Below are 12,355 nucleotides of genomic sequence, written 5' to 3'. Positions count from 1 at the left end.
CGTGGCGCGGTCGTGGTGGCGCCGGGGCGTGGCGCGGTTGCGGTGGTGCTGGGGTGTGGCCGGTTGCACTAGTGCTGATCAGGCGGCGACGGTCTGGTCGCCGGCCTCGCGGCGGATGGTGCGCCAGCGGGAGAGGCTGATGCCCAGTTCGGCGGCGAGTTCGGCTTCGGTGAGGCCCGGTCGGGCGGCTCGGATCTCATGGGCCAGGGCCACCGTCTCGGCAGGCGTGCGACGGGGCCGGGAAGTTTTCTCGGTGCTGACGGTGGTGGTCTCCGGCCGGCTGCGCTGAGCGGGAACGGCCCGACCAGCACCGACAGGCCGAGCCGTCTCGGCGGCCCGGCCGGCGCCGGCGGGCTGAGGTGTCTCGGCGGCCGGGCGGCGGCCGCCGGGCGCGGACCGAGGTGTCTCGGCGGATGGGCGAGGAACGCCGGTTGCCGGGCGAGGGGCATTTCCGGCCGGGCGGCCCTGGCGAGTCATCGCGGGGGTGAAGGGCGCGTCGTCGGTGGCGCGCGGAAGGGCCGCGGCGACTTCGGCGAGTGCGGCGGCGGTCATTGCCCGGCTTCCGGCGCCGCGGCTCGTGGCTTGGCCGGTCGGAGCCGGGATGAGGCCAGGCATGGGCGGCGCGGAGAAGGCAGGATCCGACACGCTGCGCGTGTCGGAAATATCCGTCATGCGGCCCACGGGGGATTGGCTCTCGGCGTTGGCGTTGGTGGTGGTGCCGGCGGCGCTGAGGTGGGCGGGGGTGGTGGCGGTGCCGGCGGCGCTGAGGTGGGCGGGGGTGGTGGCGGTGCCGGCGGCGCTGAGGTGGGCTGGGGTGGTGGCGGTGCCGGCGGCGCTGAGGTGGGCTGGGGTGGTGGCGGTGCCGGCGGCGCTGAGGTGGGCTGGGGTGGTGGCGGTGCCGGCGGCACTGAGGTGGGCTGGGGTGGTGGCGTGAGCGGCGGCGTGGGCTGTGGGCGTCGGTGAGGTTGCCCCGGAGAAGGCGGCGGCCGGTGACGGAGTTCCGGAAGGTGCGGCGGACGGTGACGGAGTCGCGGGCGCGGCGGCGGAAGGTGATGTGGTGGTGGGGGTGGAACGTTCCAGGGTGGAGATTCGGCCGCCTAGCTCTACCAGGCAGATGCTGGCCACGACTATCAGGCCGTCTACCGATAGGGGCAGCAAGTACGGAGAAGCGCCTGTCTCGCCGTAGCGGGCCGCTACTCCGACCATGTGCCAGTACGAGACCCAGGCGGCGATGCCGGCGATCGTGGCCGTCGCTATGAAGCGGGCGGCGGCCAGCAGCTTGTGGTGGACCGGGACCCTGGAGATCAGTTCCACTGTCAGCAGCAAGGCCAGTGGGGGCCACGCCGCGATGGCCTGGCTGATCGGGTTGTCGAGGGCGTGCAGGACGTTGGCCACGACCGAGGCGGCCACGCCCAGCAGCAAGGTGGCTCGTACCGCCCAGCGGACCCGGCGCAGGCGTTCCAGGATCACCGCAACTCTCCTCAAACCGATCGGGGACGCGGACCATCCTGACCGGTGGAGGTTACGCGGGCGCCTCCGGAAGGGAACCGTGACCGGTCCGTGCCGGAGGCGACGCGACTATGTGATCGTGTTGGGGGGTGTGTCGGCTTGACTCCGGCTCAGCTCTTGGTCTCTACCTGGGCTCGGAGCTTGGGGAACTCGGCCTTGGCGGCGCTGATGGACTTGAAGTACGAGATGATCATGCCGAAGCTGCCCTCGTCGGCCCAGGCGCACAGGGTGAAGTCGGTGTTGGCGGCCTTGCCGCTGCCGCACTTGGCGTAGCCGCCCAGGGTGCCGGTGGGGGCGGTGACGATGTTGTCGATCTTCAGGCCGCCCACGCCGGCGCCGTAGAAGGTGGAGTCGAGCTCCGTCTTCGGGTTGGCGATCGGCACCGCCGCGGCGGCCAGCACCACGATGTCCTCGTCGCCGACCGTGCCGTACAGGGCTCCGATGGCTTTGGTGACCCCGGGCATCGTCTTCAGGCTCGACTCGAGACGCTCGGTCTGCGGGGCGAACTGCTGGTTGGTCAGCTTCGGGCGCCCGCCGAGCCTGGCCGGCTCGATGATCTTGATGGTGGGAGCGGGCGGCTTGGTGGGCTCGGTGGTGGGCGCGGTCGTCTCCGGCGCCGTCGTGGTGCTGGTGGCGGTCGGCGTGGCGTCCGTGTTGGTCGCGTTGGTGGTGTCGTCCTTGGAGTTGTTGTTGGCGACCAGATAGATGGCCACCGAACCGCCGACGCACAGGACCAGCACGATGGCGATCGCCGTCAGCACGATCGGCAGCACCTTCGACTTCGGCTTCTCCGGCGGAGCCGGCGGATAGCCGGGCTGGCCGTACTGAGGCTGGCCGTACTCGGGCTGACCGTACTGCGGCTGCCCGTACTGGGGCTGACCGTATTGAGGCTGGCCATACTGCGGCTGCCCGTACTGCGGCTGAGGCTGCGTGTAGTCGCCAGGCGGCCCGTACTGCGGCTGAGTGGGATCCGGCTGCGAGGGCTGACCCGACGTGGGATAGGCCGTGGTCGGCGGGTATTGCGGCGCCGGCGGCACCGAGCCGGGAGCGTCCGCGGGCGGCTGCTGGCCCGGATAGGGCTGGTACGGCGGCTGACCCTGATACGGCGGCTGCTGCGGGTTCGGCGGCTGACCCTGGTACGGCTGTCCGGAGGAGGGCTCGCCCGGATAGGGCTGGCCGGGGTACGGGGGCTGCGACATCGAGCGCTCCATCATTCGGGTACCTCCGGAGCCTATCGGCATCCGGCAATGACGCATCTCCGGTGGTAGGGGGAGGTGCGACACACCGAAACGACGATGCCCCGCGCTCGTGCGGAGCGCGGGGCATCGACCATCAAAACCGGATCAGGCGGGCAGCGAGGCCACGCCCTTCGGCAGGAAACGCTTTCCGGTCACCCGCTCGGAGGTGCCACTGCGGTCCAGGTACGGCGTGACGCCGCCCAGGTGCAGCGGATAGCCGGCGCCGAGGATCATGCACAGGTCGATGTCCTGCGCCTCGGCGACCACGCCCTCGTCGAGCATGATCCGGATCTCCTCGGCCAGCGCGTCGACGGCGATCTTCCGTACGTCATCGGCCGTCAGCGGAGCGGAACCGGCCTCGATCAGCTCGACCACGGCGGGGTTGATCTCGTCGTCGACCATGACCGGCAGGCCGGAGTCGACGATCTTCTTGAGGTTCGGCGAGTTGCTGTAGCGGTCCGGGAACGCCCGGTTCAGAGACTCTCCGACGTGGTACGCCACGGCGGGGCCGACCAGCTGAAGCAGGGCGATCGGCCGCATCGGCAGGCCGAGCGGGTCCATCGCCACATTGACGACCTCCAACGGCGTACCGGCGTCGATGGCCTTGAAGATCTCGCTGGTGACCCGCAGCAGCAGGCGGTTGACCACGAACGCGGGCGCGTCCTTGACCAGCACCGACGACTTCTTCAGCTCCTTGCCGACCGCGAACGCCGTGGCCAGCGTCGCGTCGTCGGTCCGGTCGCCCTTGATGATCTCGAGGAGCGGCAGGACGGCGACCGGGTTGAAGAAGTGGAACCCGACCACGCGCGACGGGTGCTCCAGGTCGGCCGCCTGCTCCGACACCGACAGCGAGCTGGTGTTCGTGGCGAGGATGGCCTCCGGGGTGACGATCTTCTCGATCTCGGCCCAGATCTGCTTCTTGAGCTCGAGGTTCTCGAAGACCGCCTCGATCACGAAGTCGGCGTCGGCGAACACCGACTTGTCGACCGAGCCGCTGACCAGGCCGCGCAGCTTGGCCGCGGTGCCCTCGTCGAGGCGGCGCTTGGCGACCAGCTTGTCGATCTGGTCGTGGACGTAGGCCACGCCCTTGTCGACCCGCTCCTGGTCGAGGTCGGTCAGCACGACCGGCACCTGGAGGCGGCGCACGAACAGCAGCGCCAGCTGCGAGGCCATCAGGCCGGCGCCGATCACGCCGACCTTGGTGACCTTGCGGGCGAGCGACTTGTCGGGCACGCCGACCGGGCGCTTGGCCCGGCGCTGCACCAGGTCGAAGGCGTACAGGCTGGCCCTGGCCTCATCGCCCATGATCAGATCGGCCAGAGCCTGGGTCTCGGCGTCAGTGCCGTCGGAGAACGACGCGTCCTTGGCCAGAGCGAGCAGCTCGAGGGCCTTGTTGGCCGAGGGGACGGCGCCGTGCAGCTTCTCGTCGAGCTGCTGCTTGGCGAAGAAGAGCACGCCCTCCCACATGTCCTTGTCGACCTCGGGCCGCTCGACCGTGACCTCGCCCTTGACGACGCCGGCGGCCCACTCGAGCGAGCGCTCCAGGAAGTCGGCCGGCTCGAACAGCTGGTCGGCCAGGCCGAGCTCGGCCGCCTGCTTCGGGCGCAGCGTCTTCTGGGTGAGCGGGTTCTGCAGGATGACCTGGGCCGCGCCCGGCACGCCGATCAGGTTGGGGAGCAGCTGGCTGCCGCCCCAGCCGGGGACGAGGCCGATCGCGACCTCGGGCAGGCCCAGGGCGGCGGCGCCGCCGGAGACCGTGCGGTAGTGGCAGTGCAGGGCGACCTCGAGGCCGCCGCCGAGGGCCGCGCCGTTGATGAACGCGAACGTCGGGATGGCCGAGTCCTTGAGACGGGCGAAGACCCGGTGGCCCAGCTCGCCCAGCTCGACGGCCTGCTCCCGCGAGGTGATGTACGGGATGCCGGTGATGTCGGCGCCGACGCAGAAGATGTACGGCTTGCCGGTCAGGGCGATGAACGCCGGGTCCGCCTCGGTGGCCTTCGTGATGGCCTCGTCCAGCGACGCCAGGCCGCCGGGACCGAAGCTGTTCGGCTTCTTGTAGTCGAAGCCGTTGTCCAGCGTGATCAGCGCGGCCTTCTTGTCGAGGCCGGGAACGGCGACGAACCGGAGAAGGGCCTTGGTGACGACCTCGTTCGGGTGCTCGATCACTTTGCGAAGCCTTCCCAGTTCGGGTTCTCCCAAATGACAGTGCCGCCCATGCCGATGCCGATGCACATGGCGGTGAGGCCGCAACGGACCTCGGGGTGCTCGGCGAAGTGGCGCGCGAGCTGCGTCATCAGGCGGACGCCGGACGAGGCCAGCGGGTGGCCGATCGCGATGGCGCCGCCCCACGGGTTGACCCGCGGGTCGTCGTCGGCGATGCCGTAGTGGTCGAGGAACGCCAGCACCTGGATCGCGAACGCCTCGTTCAGCTCGAACAGGCCGATGTCGTCGATGGTCAGGCCGGCCTTCTTCAGGGCCTTCTCGGTCGACGGGATCGGGCCGTAACCCATGATCTCCGGCTCGACGCCCACGAAGCCGTACGACACCATCCGCATGGCAATCGGCAGGCCCAGCTCACGCGCGGTGTCCTCGCTGGCCAGCAGCGCGGCGGTGGCGCCGTCGTTGAGGCCGGCGGCGTTACCGGCGGTGACCCGGCCGTGCGGGCGGAACGGGGTCTTGAGGGTGGCCAGCTTCTCCATCGAGGTCTCGCGGGGAGCCTCGTCGGTGGTGGCCAGGCCCCAGCCTTCCTCGGTGTTGCGGACGGCGACCGGGACCATGTCGGGCTGGAGCTTGCCGTCGGCGTACGCCTTGGCCGTCTTCAGCTGCGAGTTCAGGCCGTAGCGGTCGGTGCGCTCCTTGGTGATGTTCGGGAGGCGGTCGTGCAGGTTCTCCGCCGTCGAGCCCATGACCAGGGCGGACGGGTCGACCAGCTTCTCGGCCAGGATGCGCGGGTTGGGGTCGACGCCCTCACCCATGGGGTGGCGGCCCATGTGCTCGACGCCGCCGGCGATCGCGACGTCGTAGGCGCCCATGGCGATGCCGCCGGCCACGTTCGTCACCGCGGTCATGGCGCCGGCGCACATGCGGTCGATCGCGTAGCCGGGGACGGTCTTGGGGAGGCCGGAGAGCAGGGCGGCGGTGCGGCCGATGGTCAGGCCCTGGTCGCCGATCTGGGTGGTGGCGGCGATGGCCACCTCGTCGACCCGGTCGGGCGGGAGCTGGGGGTTGCGGCGCATGAGCTCGCGGATGCAGCGGATGACCAGATCGTCGGCGCGGGTTTCGGCGTACATGCCGTTGGCCTTGCCGAAGGGGGTGCGGACGCCGTCTACGAAGACGACCTCGCGTACTTCACGGGGCACAGCAAGCCTCCTTGCGGGCGAGCCCATGGGGGTGTGAGTTCCGATGCTACTCGCCGGTAACTAATGGCGGCTAGCGGGTTGTGAGAATCCACATCGGCTGTGCGAAGGACGCGATGAGGGTGGGCGCCCCACTGGTTTGGTCGCGCCCACCCTCTTCTGGTCTTACTGGGGTTCGGGGAGTGCCTCGGCCAAGCTGGTGGCCAGGAGGACGGTCTGCCAGTTCCGGGCGCCGAAACCCTGAAGGGTTGTGGTGATGGTCTGTGGGGTTATGTCCTCGGGAGGGGACCAGGCCAGGCGGCGGATGTAGTCGGGGCTGATCAGGTTTTCCGGAGGGAGGGTGTGCTCCTCCGCCGTGGCAATGACCACCTGACGGCAGCGGGCCAGGCGGGCGGCGGCGATCGGGTCGCGTTCGGCCCAGCGGTGGGGCGGCGGAGGGCCGTCCACCGGCTGGTTCACCGGGAGGGCGTCGTCGGGCAGGGCGCGGGCCTCGTCCAGGGCGTCCAGCCAGACCCGGGCCAGGCGGCGGACCGAGCGGCCGCCAAAACCGGGGATCGTGAGCAGGGTGCGCTCGTCCTTGGGGTCCTGTTCGGCGGCGGCGACAATCGCCGAGTCGGGGAGAACCCGGCCGGGGGCCGAATCGCGGCGGGCGGCCACGCCGTCACGGGCGTACCAGAGGGCCCGGACCCTTGATTGTGCCCTTGCTCCGCGTACGCGGTGTATGCCGGAAGTACGGCGCCACGGGTCGGGGCGCACCCGCGGGGGACGGTCGGCGCTCGCCACCAGGGCCGCGAACTCCTCGGCGGCCCAGGCCGACTTGCCCTGGCGGTCCAGCTCGGCCGCCAAGTGGTCGCGCAGGTCGGTCAGGAGCTCCACGTCCAAGGCGGCGTACGTCAGCCAGGACTCCGGCAACGGGCGCGTCGACCAGTCGGCGGCCGAGTGGTGCTTCTCCAGCGAATAGCCGAGGAGCTGCTCGGTCAGGGCGGCCAGGCCCACCCGCTCGAAGCCGGCCAGGCGCGCCGCCAACTCGGTGTCGAACAGCCGGCGCGGCTTCATGCCGATCTCGGCCAGGCAGGCCAGGTCCTGGCTGGCGGCGTGCAGCACCCACTCGCTGTCGGCCAGGGCCGCGTCGAGGGTGCGCAAGTCGTCCAGGGGCAGCGGGTCGATCAGGACGGTGCCGGCGCCGGCCCTCCTGAGCTGGACCAGATAGGCACGCTGGGTGTAGCGGTAGCCGGAGGCGCGCTCGGCGTCGACGGCCACGGGGCCGGTGCCGGCGGCCATGCGGGCGACGACGTCGGACAGCTCGGCGTTGGTCTCCACGGGGCGCGGAGTGCCGTCGCGGGGCGCGGTCAGGGGTACAGAAGGGGCGGGCGCGGCGTCAGGACCACCAGACGTCGGGTCGGGCGGCTCGGCTTGCGGTCGTCCGTCCCTTGCGGGCTCCGGTGCGTCCCGACGGAGCAGGGGTGCGTCGTCGGTCACTCCGTTACCGTACGGGGAGGCCACCCCACGCGCGCGCAGCCGGGTCCCGGCGCGCCGATTCTCGATCTTCGGCGGAGCTGATCCGAACCGGCGTTTGCTCCGTACTACCCTCCGCAGCGCCGTTTACCCGGGAGGCCGCGCCGGATGACCATGACCTTCGAACCGTTCACGCCCGCCGGCTCCACGGGGGAGCAGCGGCAGTACGACGGGCGGCGCCGCGCGGCTGCCCCGGCCTGGGAAGAGACGCCGGAACCGGCGCGGTGGAACGAGCCGGCCAGCGACCCCTGGGGCGAGCCGGCGCGCCGCTTCCAGGAGTGGGAGCAGCCGCAGCAGCAGGGATGGGTCGAGGATCCGCAATGGCAGGTGCCGCAGCAGAGGCAGCCGCAGGCGCCCCGATGGCACGAGGAAGTCGCGGCCCCGGCGCCCGAGCCCGAACCGCGGCGCTCATCGCCGGGCGGGCGGATCAAGCCGCTCGTCATCGGCGTGGTCGTTCTGCTGCTCCTGGTCGCGGGCTGGCAGGCGTACCGGATCGAAGGAATGAGTGACCACAACCAGAGCCTGGCGTCGGGGCTGGCCGCCGAGAAAGGGCGGACCGACCGGCTCGAGCAGCAGCTGGCGGGGGTCTTCGACCCGGAGGCGGTCTCGTCGAAAGTGCTGCCCAGCGTGTTCCGGGTGCGCGCGGGCAGCTTCACCGGGACGGCGTTCTCGGTCGGCAGGAAAGCCAAGGGCAACGAGTCGAACCTGATGACCAACTATCACGTGGTGGCCGAGGTGTGGACCGACGGCGGGCGCAAGGTGTCGCTCGAACGGGGCAGCACCCGGATCACGGCCACCATCGTCGATGTCGACAAGGCCAAGGATCTGGCGCTGCTACACGCGGACACCAAGATCGTGGGGCTGGCGACGGCGCCGGCCACGGTCAAGCCGGGGCAGCAGGTCGTGGTGGTCGGGGCGCCGCTGGGGCTGGACGACACCGTGACCACGGGTGTGATCAGCGCCTATCGGCCGGATGATCCGGACGGGCCGACCATCCAGTTCGATGCGCCGATCAACCCGGGTAACTCGGGGGGGCCGGTGGTCAACGCCACTGGGCAGGTGGTGGGGCTGGCCACGGCTAAGGCTAAGGATGCTGAGGGGATTGGGTTGGCTATTCCGGTTAAGACGGCTTGCGAGACCTTTGTGGTTTGCTGATGCTGTGCTGGCTGGCCTCGCTTCGCTCGGCGGGCACTTCGCCCTGAGAGGCAAATGAGTTGAGCCCGGTTTTCCAACGCCGCACACCCCGCGGCGTTGGAAAACCGGGCTCAACTCATTTGCGGGCGAAGTGCGACTTTGGTTGCGGTTGGAGCGGGATTTGCAGCCAGTTGCGGGCGAAGTGCGACTTTGGTTGCGGTTGGAGCGAGATTTGCAGCCAGTTGCGGGTGGAGTGCGACTTTGGTTGCGGTTGGAGCGGGATTTGCAGCCAGTTGCGGGTGGAGTGCGGCTTTGGTTGCGGTTAGAGCGGGATTTGCAGCCAGCTGGAGGCGGTTGGAGCGGGATTTGCAGCCAGCTGGAGGCGGTTGGAGCGGGATGTGCAGCCAGCTGGGTGCGGTTGGAGCGGGATGTGCAGCCAGCTGGAGGCGGCTGGGGTGGGATGTGCAGCCCGCGGGTGTGGTTAGCCCACTCTCTGGCGGTCTGTGAGGGTTGTTACGCCTGGGGGTGGTAGGCCGGCTGTGGAGGCGAGCATGGCGCACCAGCCCAGCAGGTGGGCGGTGAAGTCGTCGGCGGTGGGGGTCCAGGAAGCGCGGACCTCGAGGTCGGCTGTGGGTGGGGGGCCGGCCAGCTCGCCGAAGCGGGTCGATGTGGTCTGGGTGATCGTGCCGCCTATCGCCGTGTAGGCGGCGGCGTGCTGGGCCAGGCCGTCGGTGAGCCACGTCCACGCGACCTCGGGCAGCAGCGGATCGTCGGCCAGGTCGGCCTCGAGCTCGGCCGTGACCAGCGTGACCAGCCGGATGTCGCCGTGCCAGGCCTCGTGGCCGGCCGGGTCGTGCAGCAGGATCAGCCGGCCGCCGGCGACCTCGTCGCCCGCGCGCAGGACTGTCGCGCTCAGCGCGAACGCGTACGGGGCGAGCCGCTGCGGCGCCGCGATCTCCTCGAGGAGGATCTCGGGCCGTGGCGCCGGGGCCCGCAGGCCGGCGACCGCGCGGGCGAACGCCGGAGGTTCAGCGGAGGGGGACGCCATGGGGGAAGACTATGCCGCCGCCGCGTGTCCGTAGCCGATCGGCGCGCCCCGCGTGTCGTGGCACGATGGCGCGGTGACCACAGTCTTGAACGATTCGCCTTTCGTGCGGGCGTGCCGCGGCCTCGACGTGCCGCACACCCCGGTCTGGTTCATGCGGCAGGCCGGGCGGTCCCTGCCCGAGTACCGCAAGATCCGTGAGGGCATCGGCATGCTCGACTCGTGCCGGCGTCCCGACCTGGTCACCGAGATCACCCTGCAGCCGGTGCGCCGGCACAACGTGGACGCGGCCATCCTGTTCAGCGACATCGTCGTGCCGATCGCGGCGGCCGGCATCGACCTCGACATCGTGGCCGGCACCGGCCCGGTCGTGGCCGAGCCCGTGCGCACCCCGGCCGACGTCGAGCGGTTGCGCCCGATCACCCCCGACGACGTCGGCTTCGTCGCCGAGTCGGTCCGGCTCCTGGTCAAGGAGCTGGGGGGCACGCCCCTCATCGGCTTCGCGGGGGCGCCGTTCACGTTGGCCAGCTACCTCATCGAGGGCGGTCCCTCCCGGACCTACCTCAAGACCAAGGCCATGATGTACGCCGAGCCGGCGCTCTGGAACGCTCTGCTGAGCCGCCTGGCCGACATCACACTGGCCTTCCTGCGCACCCAGATCGACGCCGGGGTCAGCGCGGTGCAGCTGTTCGACTCGTGGGCGGGCGCGCTGAGCGAGGCCGACTATCGCGAGCACGTCCTGCCGCACTCGCGGCGGGTGCTGACCGGGCTGGCCGACGCCGGCGTGCCCCGCATCCACTTCGGGGTGGGCACCGCGGTGCTGCTCGAGGCCATGGGCGAGGCGGGCGCCGACGTGGTCGGCGTGGACTGGCGGACGCCACTCGATCGGGCGACGAAGGTGATCGGTCCCAAGCCGGTGCAGGGCAACCTCGACCCGGCCGTGCTGTTCGCCGGCCGCGAGGTCGTCGAGCGCGAGGCGCGCCGGGTGCTCGAGCAGGGCCGGGCCGCACCCGGCCACGTCTTCAACCTGGGGCACGGCGTCATGCCCGAGACCGACCCGGACGTGCTGACCCGGCTGGTCGCGTTCGTCCACGAGACGTCCGCTCGATAGGTCACACTCGCGGGCCCCCGCCGAGGCGGCGGGGGCGCCAAGTGGAAGGGTTGAGCCGTGCGGAAGCGGGTTGCGGTCATCGGAGGCGGCATCGCCGGTCTCGCTGCGGCCGTACGGCTGCGCGACCTGACGCCGCCGGACACCGAGATCATCGTGTACGAGCAGAGCGGCGCCCTCGGCGGCAAGCTGCGCACCGGCGAGCTGGGCGGGGTGACCGTCGAGCGGGGCGCCGAGTCGTTCCTGATGTCGGGGACCGACGGGGCCGAGTCGGCCGCGGTCGGCCTGGTGAAGCGGCTCGGGCTGGGCGATGCCATCAGACATCCGGCCAGGGTGCCGGCCGCGCTGGCCATCGGCGGGCGGCTCGCCTCGATGCCGCCGGGCACGCTTGTCGGCGTACCGGGGGATCTGGCGCAACTCGGCGATGTGGCGCACCCGGACGCTCAGCGGGACCACGACGCGGGCCGTCCGCTGCTCGCCGCAGGCGAAGATGTCGCGGTCGGGGCGCTGGTGCGAGAGCGCTACGGCGACGAGGTGGTGGACCGGCTCGTCGACCCGATGCTCGGCGGGGTCTACGCGGGACGGGCCGACAAGCTGTCGTTGCAGGTGGCGATGCCGCAGCTGGCGCGGACGGCGCGGGTCGAGCACACCCTGCAGGGCGCGGTGCGGGCGGCGCAGCGGGCCAGCCGCCGGGTGCCCGGTCAGCCGATCTTTGGTGCGGTCGAGGGCGGCATGAGCCGCCTGGTGGGCGCGGCGGCGGCGGCCAGTGGGGCGCGGATCAGCCTGGGTCTTCCGGTACGCGAGATCGCGCGCACGGCACACGGATGGCGGCTGCTGCTCGGGCCGGTGCCGGCGCCGCAGACCGACGATGTGGACGCCGTGGTGCTGGCCGTGCCTGCTGCACCGGCTTCTCGTCTTTTATCCGGAATCTCCGACATCGCCGCCGACGCTGTCTCGCGGTTGGCTTACGCCAGCGTGGCCTTGGTGGGCCTCGCGCTCCCGCCTGGCACGCCTCTCCCGGATTTGTCGGGATTTTTGGTGCCACCGAGCGAGGGCACGCTGGTCAAGGCGGCCACGTTCTTCACGACGAAGTGGCCCCATGCGGCCGGTGGCGGCTCGGTGATCGTGCGAGCGTCGCTCGGGCGCGCGGGCGAAGAGGAGCGACTGCAGGTCGACGACGCGGTGCTTCTCGACCGGGCGCTGTCCGATCTTGCCCGGATGCTCGGTGACGAGCTTCCGCCGCCGGCCGCCTCCTGGGTGCAGCGCTGGGGCGGCGCCATGCCGCAGTACGCGCCGGGGCACCTCGACCGGCTGGCCGCGGCCCGGGCCGCGCTGCCGCCGGGCCTGGCGCTGGCCGGGGCGGCGTTCGACGGGATCGGCATCCCGGTCTGCATCGCCAGTGGCGAGCGGGCCGCCGAAGACGTGAGCAAGGCTCTAGAAGGGTAGAAGC

General features: G+C 71.2%; 9 protein-coding genes. 3 read left to right on the top strand and 6 right to left on the bottom strand.

The features are described from left to right. Window positions 1-78: 78 nt before the first annotated feature. The 5 genes from ACQP2X_RS42010 to ACQP2X_RS41990 form a co-directional block, all read right to left on the bottom strand. Entirely contained in the window at window positions 79-1,470 is a 1,392-nt protein-coding gene (locus ACQP2X_RS42010; protein ID WP_498691485.1) for a DUF2637 domain-containing protein, read from the bottom strand. A gap of 149 nt (window positions 1,471-1,619) precedes the next feature. Then, window positions 1,620-2,708, bottom strand: coding sequence for a hypothetical protein (locus ACQP2X_RS42005; RefSeq protein ID WP_498691484.1), 1,089 nt, complete (start codon window positions 2,706-2,708; stop codon window positions 1,620-1,622). 144 nt (window positions 2,709-2,852) lie between these two features. After that, the gene (locus tag ACQP2X_RS42000; RefSeq protein WP_498691483.1) at window positions 2,853-4,913 is read right to left on the bottom strand and encodes a 3-hydroxyacyl-CoA dehydrogenase NAD-binding domain-containing protein; all 2,061 of its coding nucleotides are present in this window, start codon (window positions 4,911-4,913) and stop codon (window positions 2,853-2,855) included. Next, window positions 4,910-6,106: a thiolase family protein gene (locus ACQP2X_RS41995; RefSeq protein ID WP_498691481.1), complete on the bottom strand. Its 1,197-nt coding sequence runs from the start codon at window positions 6,104-6,106 to the stop codon at window positions 4,910-4,912. The genes ACQP2X_RS42000 and ACQP2X_RS41995 overlap by 4 nt, the downstream gene beginning before the upstream one ends. Before the next feature lie 162 nt (window positions 6,107-6,268). Further along, window positions 6,269-7,564: a ribonuclease D gene (locus tag ACQP2X_RS41990; RefSeq protein WP_498701196.1), complete on the bottom strand. Its 1,296-nt coding sequence runs from the start codon at window positions 7,562-7,564 to the stop codon at window positions 6,269-6,271. Window positions 7,565-7,726: 162 nt separating this feature from the next. Here ACQP2X_RS41990 and ACQP2X_RS41985 point away from each other — a divergent pair, with 162 nt between their 5' ends. Continuing rightward, entirely contained in the window at window positions 7,727-8,773 is a 1,047-nt protein-coding gene (locus ACQP2X_RS41985; RefSeq protein ID WP_498691480.1) for a S1C family serine protease, read from the top strand. Between the two features lie 460 nt (window positions 8,774-9,233). Here the strand turns inward: ACQP2X_RS41985 and ACQP2X_RS41980 are convergent, their stop codons facing one another. Next, a complete protein-coding gene (locus tag ACQP2X_RS41980; protein WP_498691478.1) occupies window positions 9,234-9,800 on the bottom strand; it encodes a DUF3000 domain-containing protein in 567 nt (188 codons plus the stop codon). A gap of 73 nt (window positions 9,801-9,873) precedes the next feature. On the opposite strand from ACQP2X_RS41980, the gene hemE reads away from it, so the two are divergent. Both hemE and hemG read left to right on the top strand, forming a co-directional pair. After that, the gene (gene hemE / locus ACQP2X_RS41975) at window positions 9,874-10,908 is read left to right on the top strand and encodes a uroporphyrinogen decarboxylase (RefSeq protein WP_498691476.1); all 1,035 of its coding nucleotides are present in this window, start codon (window positions 9,874-9,876) and stop codon (window positions 10,906-10,908) included. Between the two features lie 57 nt (window positions 10,909-10,965). After that, window positions 10,966-12,351 carry a protoporphyrinogen oxidase gene (hemG, locus tag ACQP2X_RS41970; protein WP_498691474.1) on the top strand — a complete coding sequence of 462 codons (1,386 nt, stop codon included), beginning with the start codon at window positions 10,966-10,968 and terminating at the stop codon, window positions 12,349-12,351. The last annotated feature ends 4 nt before the right edge of the window (window positions 12,352-12,355 follow it).

The sequence above is a fragment of the Actinoplanes sp. CA-131856 genome (assembly GCF_050956135.1).
Lineage (GTDB): Bacteria > Actinomycetota > Actinomycetes > Mycobacteriales > Micromonosporaceae > Actinoplanes.
The sequence above is the reverse complement of the archived record's forward strand: the minus strand, read 5'-3'. Positions and strand labels throughout refer to the sequence as shown.